Consider the following 15,144-nt stretch of genomic DNA (forward strand, 5'->3'; position numbering starts at 1 on the left):
CGTCAGGAGCTGCAGGCCAGCACTCCGCGGAGCTTGTTGCGCGACTTGACGTCGAGCTTGGTGAACACCTTGTGCAGGTGCCACTCGACCGTGCGGGGGCTGATGAACAGCTCGGCGCCGATCTCGGAGTTGGTCTTCCCGTCGGCGGCGAGCCGGGCGATCTGGGCCTCCTGCGCCGTCAGGACCTCGCGCATCTCGACCGTGCGGCGGCGGACCGTCTCGCCGGTGGCCAGGAGTTCGCGGCGGGCGCGCTCGGCGAAGGCCTTGGCGCCGAAGCGCTGCAGCATCTCGTGGGCGGTGCGCAGGTGCTCGCGCGCCTCGACGCGCCGGTTCTCGCGGCGCAGCCACTCGCCGTACACCAGGTGGGTGCGCGCGAGGTGCACGGCGATCCGGCTGCGCTCAAGGTGCTCGATGGCCTCGTGGTACAGCCGGTCGGCGGTGCGGCCCTCGCTGAGCAGCGCTTTCGAGCGGGCGAGGACGCCGTGGGCCCATTCGGTGCCGCCGGCGAGGGTCCGCTCCTCTATGTGGCGCAGGGCGGCCGCGGCGGGCTCGGGCGCGTCGCAGCGGGCGGCCGCCTCGACGAGCTCCATGAGGGAGAAGCCGCGGACGCCGAGGTCGTCGTGCTCGCAGGCCCGCTCCGCGCTGGCCAGGGCGGCGCGGTACTGGCCGAGGCCGTTGTACAGGATGGCGTTCAGGTAGTGGCCCAGGCCGATCGCGCGTCCCTCACCCCAGGTGACCGCGTCGCGGACGTTGGCCTGGATCCGCGCCGGTGCCTCGGGGTCCTCGCCGCGCCAGGCGAGGAGCAGGAGGGAGGCGTACGCGAGGGGCGAGTTGCGGGTCGCCTCCGTGATCGCGTCGGACTCCTCGACCAGCGTCGAGGCGAGGTCGAACTCCCCGGCGTGCACGTGTACGCCGGCGCGGTAGGTGAGGGCCAGAGGGAGGAAGTTGAGCGCGCCGGTCTCGCGGGCGGTCCTCACCGCGTGCGTGGTCAGGTCGTGCCACGCCTCGTCGTCCCACAGGTCGCCGGCGACCAGCCAGGTGAGCCAGAGCCAGCGCATGATGTCGTCTCCGTCGCGCCCGGCGTCCCGCAGGAACGCCCGCAGGGCGCGCTTCAGCGGCGGCGCGCCGCTGGCGTAGCCCTCGGCGAACCGCGCCGCCAGGCCGTCGAGCAGGGTGTCCACGAGCCGTCGCGGCCCCTGGGGCGCGCCGCGGGCGGCCTCGGCCACCTGCCGCACTCCGCCGCGCCCGTCGAGACGGCCGGCGAAGACGGCCGCTCCGATGGCTTCGAGGTACGCCTCGCGCGCCTGCCCTTCGTCGACCCGCTCCAGCCGGCGGGCGGCGTCGAGCAGCAGCGGCAGGGCGTCGCCGCCGCGCCTGCGCGCGAAGACGATCTGTCCGCGCAGCCGGGCCAGCCGCGCGTGCTGGAGCTCGTCGAGCGGGCCCATCTCGGCGGCGGCGAGGAGTTCGAGCGCGGTGTCCGGGGCGCCGGCCTCGAAGGTGGCCTGCGCCGCGGCCAGCGCCCGCGTTCCGCGCCGGGCCGGATCGGGGGTCAGCTCGGTCGCGCGCTTCAGGAAGGCCGCCGCCGCCGCGACGCCGCCGCGCGCCTGCGCCCGGTCGGCCGAGCGCTCCAGCTCGCCGGCCACGGTTTCGTCGGGTTCGACCGCCGCGTGCGCGCGATGCCAGGCCCGGCGGTCGGGGTCGGATCGGGGATCGGTGGCCTCGGCGAGCGCGCGGTGCACCTCCTGGCGCTCCGCGGGATCGGCCGCGCGGTAGGCGGCCGAGCGCACCAGCGGATGGCGGAAGCGCGCCCGCGTGCCGAACTCGATCAGCCCGGCCGCCTCGGCCGCAGCCGCGGCGTCCGGCGCGATGTCGAGGTGCTCGGTCACCCGCCTCAGCAGCGCGACGTCGCCCACCGGCTCGGCCGCCGCCGCGAGCAGCAGCCGTTGCGAGTCGCCCGGGAGCGCACCGATGCGCCGCAGGAAGCTCTGCTCGATCTGGTTCGCCAGCGGCCGCGCGTCGGGCCGGCCGAACCCGCCGGCGAGGTCCGCCGCCGTCAGCCCGCGCGGCAGCTCCAGCAGGGCCAGCGGGTTGCCGCGGGTCTCGGCGACGATGCGGTCCCTGACCCGTTCGTCCAGCCGCCCGGGGACCACCGACTCCAGGAGCGCGCGGGCATCGTCGTCGCGCAGGCCCCGGACCACCAGCTCCGGCAGCCCGAGGAGCTGGTCGTCGCCCGGGCCGAGCGTCGAGGTGCGTACCGCGAACACGAGGGCCACCTGCTCGGCGAGCAGCCGGCGGGCGACGAAGGCCAGGGTCTGGGCGGAGACCCGGTCGAGCCACTGGGCGTCGTCCACCACGCAGAGCAGCGGCTGCTCCTCCGCCACCTCGGCCAGCAGGCTGAGCACCGCCAGCCCGACCAGAAAGCGGTCGGGCGCGCTGCCCGTGCTCACGCCGAACGCGATGGACAGGGCGTCACGTTGCGGGCCGGGGAGGTCGTCGAGATGCGCCATCATCGGCACGCACAGCTGGTGCAGGCCGGCGAACGCCAGCTCCATCTCCGACTCGACGCCGACGGCCCGCAGGACCTGGCATCCCGCCGCGCGCTCCACCAGGTGGTCGACCAGCGCGGACTTGCCGACCCCCGCCTCGCCGCGCAGCACCAGCACCTGGCTCTGACCCGCCTTGGCGCTCGCGACCAGCCGATCCAGCGTCCCGCACTCGCCACGCCTGCCACGTAGCCTGCCCCGCGGAGCGCTGCTCGACATTCACCACCCCGCGCAGGTCGAGTGAGCCAGACCCCGTCAATTCGGGTCGTCCCAATTATGCACTGCCCGGTGCTAGGTACGGCGCGCCGCGGGCCGCGGGATCTCCCGCGAGCCGGCCCGGTCGCGGCGGATGAGGTACTCGGCGGTCGCGAGGGCGGCGGCGCCGAGCAGCACCTCGGCGACGGTGGAGACCAGCCGGCTGGCCAGGGCCACCACCGCGGCGGCCGGGGCGGGCAGCACCACGGTGAGCGCGGCCGTGAGCACCGCCTCGCGGACGCCGATCCCGTCGGGGACGACCACGCTCGCGATGCCGACCGTGGTGGCGAGCGTGAACGCGCCGACACACAGCCCGAGCGAGCGGGACGGGGACGCCCCCATCGCGATGGCCAGCGGCCACAGGTGCAGCCCCGTGACCACCCACGACAGGCTCTGCCAGGTGACCGCGAGCCGCACGCCCCGGGCGGAGGCGGCGTTGGCCGCGGCGGGGCGGCGCAGCAGCCGCAGCAGCAGCGCGGAGCCCTGGTTGACGATCCCCGGGCGCACCAGGACGAGCACGATCAGCACGGCGGCCCCGCCCAGCCACGCCGCCCGCGCCCCGAGCAGTTGCACGCCCGCGAGCAGCCCGACCGTGAACCCGCTCAGCAGCACCAGGCTCATGACGAGCGCAGCCGCGGTGATCAGCCGGCCGAAGGTGACGCCGTTGGCCGTGGCCACCTTGGTCGCGGCGATCATGCCGGGCACCCGCCCCGGCAGGTACTTGGACAGGAAGCCGACGAAGAAGATCCGTACCACGCGCGGCTCGCTGACCGGGGGGCCGAGCTCCAGCAGCACCACGCGCCAGGCGAGGAACCCCAGCGACAGCCCCGCCATGCTCACCAGCAGCGAGCCGCCGAGCAGGAGGCTGATCTGCCCGGCGTCGCGCCGGGTGAACAGGACGCCGACCACGCTCCAGTCCAGCCGGGACATCGTCCACGCGATCGCCGCCACGACCGCCAGGGCGAACGCGGCGACCAGGGCACGCTTCAGCGGGCGCGGCAGCCGGGGCAGCCTGATCCGCCTCACTCGCGGGCCCCGGCCGACGGCACCGGTGAGGGGCCGGTCCTGACCGGCTCGCCCTGCCGCCGGCCCAGCTCGTACGCCACGCGCAGCAGCCCTGCGCAGGCCCCGGTGAAGAAGGCCGTGTGGAAGCAGAGCTGCATCCAGCCGACCCACAGCCCGAAGCGGACGCCGCCGTGGCGGCGGGCGAAGCCGAGGAACCCCCGGTTCATCAGGAGGAACACCGCGAGCGTCGCCGCCGGTACGGCCAGCAGCCACGGGCTGACGAGCGCGAGCGGCAGGGTGAGGAACGTGGCCGTCGCCGAGGCGGAGGAGATCCGGGGTGGTTTGCGGCGCTTGTGCTGGCCCGTGCCGATCATGTTGAGCTGGAAGCCGACCTTGCCCTCGCCGCGCAGCCGCCGCGCCCGGAGCATGATCACCGGCAGCGTCGTGGAGCGGACGAACCGCTCCGCCAGGCATCCCCAGAACCGGTCCTCGTCGTCGGCCCTGGTGACCACGGCGGTGGTCACGACCAGCCGGTAGCGGGCCGGCACGCGCGTGCCGAACTCGAAGTCCTCGCCGTCGCGCAGCCGCTCGTCCAGCCCGCCCGCCTCCTCGAAGACGTGGCGCGGGACGAGGGTGCAGGACAGGAACGTCGCCGTCGTCTGGCTGCGCTCGTAGTGCTCGCACAGGACGCGGTAGCGTTCGACCGGGCCGTCGTCGTACAGCGGCTCGATGTCGTAGATGCCCTGCACCATGCCGCAGTCCGGCGTCTCCCGGTACGCCCTGACCGCGTTGCGGATCGCGTCGGGGGCGAGCGCCGTGTCGGAGTCGACGAAGAACAGCAGCGGAGCCCTGCTGCTCGCCACCCCGAGGTTGCGGGCCCCCGCCGGCCCCTGGTTGCGTGGCGACTCGACGATCGTGCACGGGAACCGCCGCGCGATCTCCAGCGATCCGTCGGTGCTGACGTCGTCGACGACGATGACCTCGGCCGGGCGGTAGGTCTGCGCGTAGATCGACTCCAGGCAGGCCCGCAGGGTCTTGCGCTTGTTGTAGTTCGGCACGATGACCGCGACGTCATCGCACCAGGCCACCTCGTCAGGCATATCCGTTCCCTTCGTCGATCTCGGCCGCGCCGGTCAGGACACCGACACGACCATGCGCTGGGCCCGATGGTCGGACAGCCCCTCGGCGCCGGGCAGCTCGTAGCGGTGCACGGTCACGTCGGGGCTGGTGTAGAGCCAGTCGATCCGCCACAGCTCGGCGGTCCCGGCCAGGTAGGTCGCCGGATAGAGGGACGACAGCGCGGGCGTCCTGTCGACCAGCCGCTCGGGCAGCAGGCGGCGGATTCCCATCGCGGGGGAGGTGTTCAGGTCGCCGGCGAGCACGACGGGACGGGGGTTGGCCGCGACGTCCGCGGCGATGGCCCGGTAGCTCGCCTCCCGCCGCAGCGTCCGGCTGGTGGCGACGTCACGGGACGCGGCGTCGTACAGCCGCCATTCGAGCGGCGGCTGGGAGATCTGCCCGTCGTAGAAGCTGACGACCTCGCCGTTGACGTCGATGTCGGTACGCAGCGTCTCGACCGTGTAGCCCTCCGGCCAGTCCCGTAGCGCCTCCGGGATCTCCTTCTGGTCGTACGGCAGCCACGGGCGCAGGTCCAGGCCGCGGTGGCCGACGATCGGGAAGCGCGAGAGCGTGATCTGCTCGCCGGACACCGCGACGTGGTAGCCGGGGAACTCGCGGCGCAGCTCGGCCAGCCTGTCGATGCGCATCGCCAGATCGGCGGTCCAGCGCTGGTTCCGCATGTCTCCGGCCTGGGTGTCCACGTACAGGTACTCCGTCAGCAGGTAGACGTCGGCGTCCAGCCTGTGCAGGTAGGTGTAGAACTCGGGCGAATACCGGTCGCCCTCGGCCGTGCGCCAGTCCTGGTCCCAGAACTCGGTGTTCCAGGCCGCCACGGTGATGGCTCCGGGGCCCGCGGGCGGTGGCGCGTACCAGAGGGTGGCGTAGTTGACCCCGCTCCGCCCGGCGCCCAGCACCGCGGTGACCAGCAGCAGCGGGATGATCCGCCGGCGCACCGGCCGGGCCAGCGGCGCCACGACCAGCAGCAGCGCGGGGACCGCGAGGAACATCAGCGGCGGGATCAGCTCGATCGGCGCCCACAGCGCGGTGCGCCCGCTGGCCAGCAGGTGGCAGAGCACGAAGAGCAGCCACGCCACCGAGGCGGTCACGACGAGCCTGGTGCCCAGGCACCAGCGCCGCCGCGGGCGGACGAAACGCCTGACGCGCTCCGTCCAGGACCTCTCTCGCTGGGGTGGCGTGGGGGTGAGCCGCTGATCGATCACCGCGTCCCCGTCGCTCATCGGCACCGTCCTCCGGGTGGGCAGGCGTCGAACGTACTGAGGAGTCCTTGTCGCATCCTTGTCAGCGGCGGCCGGGGGGTGCCCTCCGCGCGCGACAAGAATGGGACAAGCCGCCGTGCCTACCGTGAGCCGGACGTCTGACACGGCCAATGGAGCACATCATGAGTCGGGAGCGCCCGCTTGTCTCCGTCATCATCCCCAGCTACAACCGGTCCGAGGTGTTGCGCCTCTGCCTGGACGCGGTGAACAACCAGAGTTATCCGCATATTGAGGTCATCGTGGTCGATGACTGCGGCACCGAGGACGCGGCGCAGGTGGCCGCGTCCCGGGGCGCCAGGGTGGTGCGCACAGAGGTCAACGGCGGCCCCACCCCGGCACGCAACCTCGGCGCCGAGCACGCCACCGGGGAGATCCTCTTCTTCCTCGACGCCGACATCGCCCTGGACCCGGACGCCGTGGAGAACGCGGTGCGGATCCTGGAGACCCACCCGGAGGTCGGCGCCCTGGGCGGCATCCTGCGGCCGGAGTCGCTGGCGTCGCAGAGCCTGGCCTCCCAGTACCGCGCCCTGCAGATGCACCGCTGGTGGATGCCCGCCCACCGGCCGACGCTCGAACTCCACGCGGCCGTGCTCGCGGTCCCCGCCAAGGTGTTCGCCGAGGTCGGCCCCTTCGACCCGCGGCTGCGCGAGACCGTCTCCTCCGACTACCGCATCCGCGTGACGCGCTCGTACGAGGTGAAGCTGAGCGACGCGATCCGCGGGCGCAAGGACCACGACGCCACCGTGGGGACGATCCTGCGCAAGGTGTTCCGCCGCGCCCGCATCAGCGCGCTGGACTGGCGCAAGGGAGAGACGCCCGGCGACTCCGTGCCGCGCGCGGTCGGCGGCGTCCTGCTGCTCGCCGCCGTCCCGGCGCTCGGCCTGCGCCGGCTGGTGGGCCGCGCCGGCGCGCTCGTCCCGCCCGCGCTGGTCGCCACCGCCGTGGCGCTGGACGCCGGCACCTACCGCTTCGCCTTCGCCCGGCGGGGCGCCGCGTTCGGCCTGTACTTCTCCGGCGTGCACCTCGCCGTCACCTTCACCGGCGCCCTCGGCGGAGCGGTGGGCGTGCTGCAGCGGGTGGCGCTCGCCCGCCTGGACAAGCGGCTCGCGCTCGCCGCCCTGGACGAGCGCGCCCGCGACTAGCCGAAGGGGGCATCGATCATGGAGGAACGACGGCCGCTGGTCTCGGTCATCGTGCCGAACTACAACTACGCCCGCACGCTCGGCCTGTGCCTGAGCGCGCTGGAGCGGCAGACGTACCCGAGCATCGAGGTGATCGTCGTCGACGACCGCAGCACCGACGACTCGGTGGAGATCGCCCGCCGGCACGGGGCGCGCGTCGTGGTCACCGACACCAACATCGGCGCCCCCGCGGCGCGCAACCTCGGAGTCGAGCACGCGCGCGGCGAGGTGCTGTTCTTCCTCGACTCGGACCTGGCGCTGGCCGAGGACGTGGTCGAGCACGCGGTGAACCTGCTCACCGCCGATCCCACCCTGGGCGTGGTGTGCGGCACCTACGACCCGGAGCCGCTGATCCCCGACAGCCTCGTGGAGCGCTACCGCAGCCTCCAGCTGCACTACTGGATCTCCGGCGACGAGGGCGAGATCACCACGATCTACTCCGCGCTCTTCGCCATGCGGGCGGAGGTCTTCCGCGAGGTGGGCCCGCTCAACCCCGCGCTCCGCCACAGCGAGAACGCCGAGTACGGCCACCGCGTCACCCAGCGCTACCGCATCGTGCTCGACAACCGGATCAGGGGCAGGCATGACCACGACGACCGGCTCAAGGTGGTGCTGTCGAAGTTCTTCCACCGCGCGCGCCTGCACATCCCGCTGTACCTGCGCCGGCCCGGCTTCAACGGCGGCCCCGCCAACAGCAGCCGCGGCTGGGGCTCGCTCGCCGCGCTGTTCGCCGTGCTCGCCGCGCCGCTGCCCGCGGTGCTCGGCCCCGCCTGGCTGGCCGCGCCGCTCGCGCTGCTGGCCGGGTCGATAGCGGCGGACCTGGGCATGTACCGCTTCGTCCGGCGCTACGCCGGCCTGCGCTTCACGCTCTACTTCACCGCCGTGCACTTCCTGGTGAACGTCACCGTCGCGGTGGCGGTGTTCGCCGGCGCCGCCCAGTGCCTGCTGTCCAGCCGGTTCCGCCGCACGTACGACCTGCCGGCCCGTTCGGCGTCGGCCGGGGTGTGAGCGATGACCTCTCAAGGGCCGCTGGTGTCGGTGATCGTGCCCAACTACAACTACGCCGCCTCGCTGGAGCTGTGCCTGCGCGCGATGCAGGGGCAGACGTACCGGCCGATCGAGGTGATCGTCGTGGACGACGGCAGCACCGACGACTCGGTCGAGGTCGCGCGGCGGCTCGGCGTGCGGGTGATCCGTACGGAACGCAACATGGGCGTGGCGGGGGCGCGCAACCTCGGCGTCGCGCACGCGCGCGGCGAGATCCTGATATTTGCGGACTCCGACGTGGCCGCCTACCCCGACGCCGTCGAGGTGGCGGTGCGCATGCTCGCCGCCGACCCCGGGCTCGGCGCGGTGTGCAGCATCCACGACCCCGAGCCGCTGATCCGCGACAGCCTCGTCGAGGAGTACCGGGCGCTGCAGTACCACTACTGGACGGCCAGCTCCGAGGGGCCCATCTCGTTCCTGTTCCCGGCGCTGATGGCGATGCCGCGCCGCGTGTTCGACGACATCGGGCCGTTCAACACGCGCCTGCGCGAGACCGAGGAGGTGGACTACGGCCACCGCCTCACCCAGCGGTACGGGATGGTGCTCACCACCGCGGTCCGCTCGCGGCACGATCACGACGACCGGCTGTTCGGGCTGCTGCGCAAGCTGTACCGGCGGGGGCGCGCCCGGGTGCCGCTGTACGCGCGGCGGCGGCGCTTCGCCCGCGGGTTCGAGACCTCCAGCCGGGCCGGCGGCAGCCTCGCGGCACTGGCGGCGGTGGCTCTGACGCCCCTGGCCATCCCGCTCGGCCCGGCCGGCGCCGCCCCGCCGGCCCTCGCCCTCGCCGTGTCGCTGCTGGCCGACCTCGGCATGTACCGCTTCGTGCTGCGCAGGCGCGGCCCGCTGTTCCTGCTGTACTTCGGTGCCGTGCACTTCGTGGTGAACGTGACCATCGCGGCGGGGGTGGCGGCCGGGGTCGTGCGGTGGCTGTGCTCGGCGCGGTTCCGCCGGCTGTACGACGCCGACCTGACCGTCGATGCGCCGGGGCGCCGCCCGGCCACCGGCGAGGCTGCCACGTGACGGCTCCCCGACGGGCGTTCTTCGGCCCGGCTCGCCGACGGGCGTTCTTCGGCCCGGCTCGCCGGCCGCGCGCGGTCGAGGGCGCTCGCGGTGGACTGCCGCCGGGCGGGGAGGTGCGCGCGGCCGGCGTCTTGTGGGGCGTGACGCCGCCCCGCGGGGTCCGGCGCGGGCCGGGCGGTCGCCGGAGGGTGTCGCCGGTGCTGTGCGCGGCGATCGCCTGGCTGGTGTTCGTGGTGCTGCACCTCGCCCTGTCCGGCCGGGTGTGGTGGTGGCAGGTCCCCGAGCTCGTCCCGCCGCCGGCCTTCCTGGCCGTTCCCGTGGTGCTGCTCGCCGCGGCCCTGGTGGCGGCGCGCCGCGCGCACCGCCCTCCCGCCGACGCCACAGGCGCCGTCGCAGGGTCCTCTGCCGGGTTCGCCGGAGCGGCCGTCGCCGGGCCGGCCAGAGCGACGGCCGTGGTGGTGGCGCTAATGGCCCTGGTGGTGGGCGGGGGCGCGAGCGGGCTCAATCTCGCCTCGCTGTGGCACCGCGCCGTCCCCGCCCCGCCGGACGCGATCAAGGTGTTCTCCTGGAACACCTGGTACTGGGACCAGACGCTGGACGGGACGATGCCCCCGCCCACCGGCACGCCAGCGCGCGACGTGGCCGCCTTCTACCGTCACCTCCGCGCGCAGGACGCCGACGTGCTGCTGCTCCAGGAGTACCTCTACTTCGGCGCGGACTCCCGGCCGATCCGGGTGAACGACCTGGACAGGCTGCGCCGCGAGTTCCCCGGATACCACATCGCCGCGGCGAGCGAGCTGGTGACGCTGTCGCGCTTCCCCATCGTCCTGCGGCGCGGCCTCGACCTGCGCCCGTACGCGGAGGACGGCCACACGCCCGTGCCGCCGGGCTCCGACTGGCCGGAGTTCTCCACGGTGAAGACGCTCCGCACCGATCTGCGCATCGGCGACCGTACCGTCTCCTTCTACAACTCCCACATCAACTCGCCGGTCGACCCGTCCGCCGGCGGCCCGGGCCCGCTCAGCCTCACCCGCACGCAGCACGAGGCACGCGTGGCCAACCTCCGCGCGCTCGCGGCCGACATCCGGGCGAACCCGCTGCCCGCCGTCCTGGCCGGGGACTTCAACGCCTCGCCCGCGATGGGCATCCTGCGCCTGGTGCCGGGGCGGATGGCCGACGCCGCCCCGGCGCTGCGCTCGCTCTACCCCGCCACCTGGGACGAGCGGCTGCCGCTGTGGCGGATCGACTGGGCGTACGCCACCCAGGAGATCACCGTCCACGACTACCGGCTGGTCCGCTCGAACGGGCTTTCCGACCACAGCGGGCAGCGGCTGGTCCTCTCGCTCAGCCGGTGACCTGCGCGTACAGCAGACCGGGCCGCCCGGACGGCCGTGGCAGCGGATCCGCGCCGGCCCGCAGGATCCCGAGGTGCAGCGCGCGCAGCTCGGGGCCCGGCTCGACGCCCAGGTGGTCGGCGAGGTAGCCGCGCAGGCGGGCGTACAGGGCCACCGCCTCCGCGCCGCGTCCGAGGGCGCACAGGCCGCGCATCAGCATGCTGGCCAGCGGCTCCGCGAGCGGGTGGCGCGGGACCAGCGGGGTGAGCTCGGTGACCACGACGTCGGGGCGGCCCAGGCTCAGGTTCGCCTGGGCCCAGGCGGCGACGGCGCCGACGTACTGCTGCTCGATGCCGTAGCGCATGCGGGCGGCCCACTCCCCGGGGATGCCGGTGAGCGGCGCGCCGCGCCACAGGTCCATGGCCTCGGCCAGCAGCCGGTTCCGGACATGGTCGTCGCGGGCGCGGAGCTGCGCCTGCTTGGCCAGCCTCCGGAACCGGTGGGCGTCGACCCGCTCAGGGTCCACGTCGAGCGCGTAACCGCCGTTCCTGCGCTCGATGGAGGCTCCGGTCGCGGCCAGCGCCTGCCGCAGGCGGGCGATGTGGGCGTACAGCGAGTCGGTCGCCCGGTCCGGCGGATCGTCCCAGACACGCTCGATCAGCGTGCGGAGCGACACGGGGTGGCCGGCGTCGATCGCCAGGGCGGCCAGCACCGCGCGTCGCTGGGGCGGCCCCAGGGGTACGCGGTGGTCACCGACGGTCACCTCGACCGGTCCCAGTAAGCGGACGTCCATCGCCTTCCTCTCACGATCGTTCACGGGTGGACGGCCGCCGCCGCCAGGGCCGGGTGGTGGACGAGGACGAGCGTCACGCCCAGGGTGGCGGCCCACAGCATCAGGTTCGCGACCATGACGCGGTCGCGCAGCAGCACGCGTACCGGGTCACCGCCCTCCTTGCCGACGAGCTGCCTCTGCAGGTACCGGAAGAGGGCGAAGAGCGCGAAGGGGGTGGACAGCATCATCGCCGTCTGGCCGTGCTCCGGGCCGAACGGCCCCTCGTCGCGCAGGTACATCAGGCCGGAGACGAGGGCGAGCACGGAGGCGATCTGCAGCAGCCAGTTGGTCAGCTCCATCGTGTAGCCGCGCAGCGCGGGCCGGTGGCCGGCCCCGGCCTCCAGCAGTTCCTGGCGGCGCTTGCCGATGAGCAGCAGCAGGGACATCGAGAACACGGTGATCAGCAGCCAGGCGGGCGCCCGGTCGCCGGTCACCTCGTACCCCTGCACGACGCGAAGGACGAACCCGGCCGCGACCGCGCCCACGTCGACCAGCGGGATGTGCTTGAGCACGCGGCTGTAGGCGACGTTGAGCCCGAGGTACACGAGCAGCGGCCAGAAGGACGCCGGCGCGCGGGCGACGATGGCCGCGAGCGCCGCCAGCAGGACGGCGCAGCACGCGCCCGAGGCGAGCACCCCCACCCGCCCGGCCGCGATGGGGCGGTGGCGCTTGACGGGATGGAGCCGGTCGCGGTGCCGGTCGGCGATGTCGTTGCCGATGTAGACGGCGGCCGAGGCCACCATGAACGCCACCGTGGCCCAGACGACGCCCACCACCTCGGCCAGGCTGGGCGAGGACGTGCCGATGAGCGCCACGGGCACGAGAAGGATCGCCTTGGCCGCGTGGGAGGGGCGGATCAGGGCGGCCAGGTCCGCGATCGGGCGCTTGCGGGTCTCCACGGTCCGGTCCCGCGCCGCCTCCTGACGCTGCGGGCTCTCTGGAACGTCTGCCGATTCGACAAGGCGCATACTTTTACCCCGATAGCTCAGAAGAAGATTTTCGCGAGCGACAGCGCGCCCTGCCGCCACGCGTCACGGCTCGTCGCGCCGCGCGCCGATCCGGCCGCCGACCCGGCCGCGCGCTGTTCCCGCCACCACGCGTACGTGCGGAGGATCGCGTCCTGGTTGGACAGGCGCGGACGGAAGCCGAGCCGTTCGCGGGCCTTGTCGATGCTGACGTACGAGTCGGCGAGCAGCTTGAGCGCCAGCCGCCCGTACACCGGGGACAGCCGGGAGCGCTCCAGCAGCCGCAGCCCGGCCAGGGCCGGTCCCGCGGGCAGCGAGACGACCCGCTTGCCGTGGCCCGCCGCGTCCAGCACCGCCTGGAAGTCCTCGCGCAGCGTGCCGAACTCGGCGGCGGCCAGGTTGTAGGTGTCGTCGGCGAGGTCGGCCGGTGCGTCGAGCACGATGGCCACGGCGTCCAGCAGGTCCTCGATGGCGAACATCTGGATGCGCTTGTCCCCGCGGCCGAGCACCGGGAAGTTGCGGCCCTCCTCCGCCCACTCGAAGAGCATCGCGAACAGGCCCATCCGGCCGGGGCCGAGGAAGGTCTTGGGACGCAGGATGGGCACGCGCATGCCGTCGGCCCGGTACTTCTCCGCCAGTTCCTCGGCCGCGGCCTTCGCCCTGGTGTAGGGGTCGACCGGCGCGCGCGGGTGGTCCTCCGGCGTGGGCACGAGCGTCGGCAGCCCGTACACGGCAGTGGAGGAGATGTGGACCAGCCGCTCCACGCCGGCCCGCCGCCCGGCCTCCAGGACGGTGCCGGTGCCCCCGACGATCAGGTCGTGGATCTGCTCGGCCGGGTAGCTCGGCAGCGCGCCGGCGCAGTGGACGACGGCGTCCGCGCCGCTCATGGCCTCGGTCATGAGCGGGAGGTCGCGTACGTCGGCGATCCGGTGTCCCGCCGCCAGCAGGGGGTCGGCCTGCGGGCGCAGGTCCACGCCGAGCACGTCGTGGCCGTCGAGCACGAGCCGGCGGGCCAGGTTGCCGCCGAGCATCCCGGCGCTGCCGGTGACTACGATCCGGCGGGCCATCGCGATCCCACCTTCTCCCGTACGAACCGGGCCAGCAGCCGCGGCAGGCCCTTGGCCAGCGTCCGGTCGAGGCTGTCCAGGAAGTACTCGACGTCCTCCGGCTCGATGGCGAGGGTCGGCGCGATGACGAGGGGGTTGTCCGCGTTCGGGCTGTAGTAGGAGACGATGCCGTGCTCGCGGTAGAGGTCGGCGATGACCGAGAGCGTGACCAGCTTGGTGCGGAACTGCGGGTCGCCGGAGAAGCCGGGCGCGAGCTTGGCGGCCAGGTCGAGGACCTTGGGTCCGCCGCCGAGGAACACGCCCCACAGCGAGCCCACCCCGCTCACCCGGCCGACCACGTCGGGGTGGCGCTTGTGGATGTTCTGCAGCCCCGGGCCCAGGATGCGCTCGATCTGCCGCGCCCTGGCGGGGTAGTCGTCCTCGACGACGATGTTGACGGCCTCGATGGCGGTGACGGTCTCCTCGCCGAAGCCGTAGTAGGTGGTGCTGTGCAGGATGACGTCGGAGAGCCGGTCGTACGCCTTGCGGAAGACGGGCTCGCGGGCGGTGTACCCGGCGATCGACGCCTTGCCGCCGCCGAGCGACTTGGAGTAGACGAGGAGGTCGGGCAGCAGGTCGGGGTAGCGCATGAAGTAGAAGAGGCTGCCCGTCTTGCCCCAGCCCGTGTAGACCTCATCGAAGATCAGCATGATGTCGTTCGCCTCGCAGAGCCGGCGCAGCTCGTACAGGTCGCTCTCCGACCAGCAGCGCATGCTCGACGCGCTGAACGGCTCCGCCATGATCGCGTAGACGTCGCACTTGCCGTCGGGGGTGCGGGCGGCCTCGACGGCCGCGCGGACGGCCTCGACGTCGCCGTACGGGTAGATCCCGATGCCGGGGAGGCCGGGGAAGCGGAACGAGTTCTCGGACGACCCGGTCAGGCTGCCCGCGCCGAGCGTCTTGCCGTGGAAGCTGATGTCGGAGCGGAGGATGGTGTTACGGCGTCCTCCGTGGTACTTGTACGCCATCTTGATGGCGCCCTCGTTCGCCTCGGCGCCGGAGTTCGGGAAGTAGGAGATGTTCAGGTCGCCCGGCAGCAGCGTGGCGATGTTGTGGCTGAGGGCGGCCACGTACGGCGAGAAGAACGCCTTGTGCACCTCCATGCGCCGGCGCTCGGCGAAGCGGCGCCGCGCCTCGAGGATGCGGGGGTGGTTGTGGCCGTGGTTGAGCACGCCCACCCCGCCGGTGACGTCGAGGACCTTGCGGCCGTCGCGGGTGGTGATCCAGGCGCCCTCGGCGCTCTCGGCGAGTTCCCGGCCGAAGCCGAAGGAGGTCATGAGGTTGACCTGGCTGCGGCTGACGTACCTTTTGTACAAGTCTTGAACCTGTTTTACGTTGAAATTTTCACACTCGTCCACGCCGATGAGCTCAGACACGTCCGCCCTTCCCGGTTTTCGCTAATTACGCTGGTTCCCGGCCTTCTTCTCGACGGTGAGAAAAGGTGAGACATGTCATCAACA

General features: G+C 73.2%; 12 protein-coding genes. 4 read left to right on the forward strand and 8 right to left on the reverse strand.

Going from position 1 to position 15,144, the window contains the following annotated elements; all coding sequences use genetic code 11:
• Positions 1–2: 2 nt before the first annotated feature.
• From FH608_RS18240 to FH608_RS18255, 4 genes are all read right to left on the reverse strand, one after another.
• Positions 3–2,762 (reverse strand): helix-turn-helix transcriptional regulator, encoded by a 2,760-nt coding sequence (locus tag FH608_RS18240; protein WP_139631724.1) that lies wholly within the window; start codon positions 2,760–2,762, stop codon positions 3–5.
• Positions 2,763–2,834: 72 nt separating this feature from the next.
• A complete protein-coding gene (locus tag FH608_RS18245) occupies positions 2,835–3,824 on the reverse strand; it encodes a lysylphosphatidylglycerol synthase domain-containing protein (RefSeq protein WP_139631725.1) in 990 nt (329 codons plus the stop codon).
• The gene (locus FH608_RS18250; protein WP_139631726.1) at positions 3,821–4,903 is read right to left on the reverse strand and encodes a glycosyltransferase family 2 protein; all 1,083 of its coding nucleotides are present in this window, start codon (positions 4,901–4,903) and stop codon (positions 3,821–3,823) included. The genes FH608_RS18245 and FH608_RS18250 overlap by 4 nt, the downstream gene beginning before the upstream one ends.
• A 33-nt stretch (positions 4,904–4,936) precedes the next feature.
• Entirely contained in the window at positions 4,937–6,160 is a 1,224-nt protein-coding gene (locus tag FH608_RS18255; protein ID WP_139631727.1) for an endonuclease/exonuclease/phosphatase family protein, read from the reverse strand.
• Between the two features lie 161 nt (positions 6,161–6,321).
• On the opposite strand from FH608_RS18255, the gene FH608_RS18260 reads away from it, so the two are divergent.
• Genes FH608_RS18260 through FH608_RS18275 form a run of 4 tightly spaced genes read left to right on the forward strand, consistent with a single transcriptional unit; the run spans position 6,322 to position 10,802 of the window.
• A complete protein-coding gene (locus FH608_RS18260; RefSeq protein ID WP_193318485.1) occupies positions 6,322–7,341 on the forward strand; it encodes a glycosyltransferase family A protein in 1,020 nt (339 codons plus the stop codon).
• An 18-nt stretch (positions 7,342–7,359) separates the two neighbouring features.
• Positions 7,360–8,388 (forward strand): glycosyltransferase family 2 protein, encoded by a 1,029-nt coding sequence (locus tag FH608_RS18265; RefSeq protein ID WP_139631729.1) that lies wholly within the window; start codon positions 7,360–7,362, stop codon positions 8,386–8,388.
• A 3-nt stretch (positions 8,389–8,391) separates the two neighbouring features.
• Positions 8,392–9,447 carry a glycosyltransferase family 2 protein gene (locus tag FH608_RS18270; RefSeq protein WP_139631730.1) on the forward strand — a complete coding sequence of 352 codons (1,056 nt, stop codon included), beginning with the start codon at positions 8,392–8,394 and terminating at the stop codon, positions 9,445–9,447.
• Positions 9,444–10,802: an endonuclease/exonuclease/phosphatase family protein gene (locus tag FH608_RS18275; protein ID WP_139631731.1), complete on the forward strand. Its 1,359-nt coding sequence runs from the start codon at positions 9,444–9,446 to the stop codon at positions 10,800–10,802. Before FH608_RS18270 ends, FH608_RS18275 begins: the two co-directional genes overlap by 4 nt.
• On the opposite strand, the gene FH608_RS18280 is transcribed toward FH608_RS18275, so the two are convergent.
• The 4 genes from FH608_RS18280 to FH608_RS18295 form a co-directional block, all read right to left on the reverse strand.
• On the reverse strand, positions 10,792–11,574 hold the full coding sequence (locus FH608_RS18280) for an AfsR/SARP family transcriptional regulator (protein WP_139631732.1): 783 nt from the start codon (positions 11,572–11,574) through the stop codon (positions 10,792–10,794). The two genes, FH608_RS18275 and FH608_RS18280, sit on opposite strands and share 11 nt — an antisense overlap.
• Positions 11,575–11,594: 20 nt before the next feature.
• A complete protein-coding gene (locus FH608_RS18285) occupies positions 11,595–12,512 on the reverse strand; it encodes a UbiA prenyltransferase family protein (RefSeq protein ID WP_193318486.1) in 918 nt (305 codons plus the stop codon).
• An 86-nt stretch (positions 12,513–12,598) separates the two neighbouring features.
• Positions 12,599–13,645: an NAD-dependent epimerase/dehydratase family protein gene (locus FH608_RS18290; protein WP_139631734.1), complete on the reverse strand. Its 1,047-nt coding sequence runs from the start codon at positions 13,643–13,645 to the stop codon at positions 12,599–12,601.
• A complete protein-coding gene (locus tag FH608_RS18295) occupies positions 13,627–15,000 on the reverse strand; it encodes an aspartate aminotransferase family protein (protein ID WP_226899655.1) in 1,374 nt (457 codons plus the stop codon). The genes FH608_RS18290 and FH608_RS18295 overlap by 19 nt, the downstream gene beginning before the upstream one ends.
• Between the last annotated feature and the right edge of the window lie 144 nt (positions 15,001–15,144).

Origin of the sequence: Nonomuraea phyllanthi, assembly GCF_006334985.2 — a bacterium.
Lineage (GTDB): Bacteria > Actinomycetota > Actinomycetes > Streptosporangiales > Streptosporangiaceae > Nonomuraea > Nonomuraea phyllanthi.

Coding starts and splice junctions, on each gene's coding strand:
- FH608_RS18260 (WP_193318485.1), top strand. CDS start 6,322: ATGAGTCGGGAGCGCCCGCTTGTCTCCGTCATCATCCCCAGCTACAAC.
- FH608_RS18265 (WP_139631729.1), top strand. CDS start 7,360: ATGGAGGAACGACGGCCGCTGGTCTCGGTCATCGTGCCGAACTACAAC.
- FH608_RS18240 (WP_139631724.1), bottom strand. CDS start 2,762: ATGTCGAGCAGCGCTCCGCGGGGCAGGCTACGTGGCAGGCGTGGCGAG.
- FH608_RS18255 (WP_139631727.1), bottom strand. CDS start 6,160: ATGAGCGACGGGGACGCGGTGATCGATCAGCGGCTCACCCCCACGCCA.
- FH608_RS18250 (WP_139631726.1), bottom strand. CDS start 4,903: ATGCCTGACGAGGTGGCCTGGTGCGATGACGTCGCGGTCATCGTGCCG.
- FH608_RS18270 (WP_139631730.1), top strand. CDS start 8,392: ATGACCTCTCAAGGGCCGCTGGTGTCGGTGATCGTGCCCAACTACAAC.
- FH608_RS18280 (WP_139631732.1), bottom strand. CDS start 11,574: ATGGACGTCCGCTTACTGGGACCGGTCGAGGTGACCGTCGGTGACCAC.
- FH608_RS18290 (WP_139631734.1), bottom strand. CDS start 13,645: ATGGCCCGCCGGATCGTAGTCACCGGCAGCGCCGGGATGCTCGGCGGC.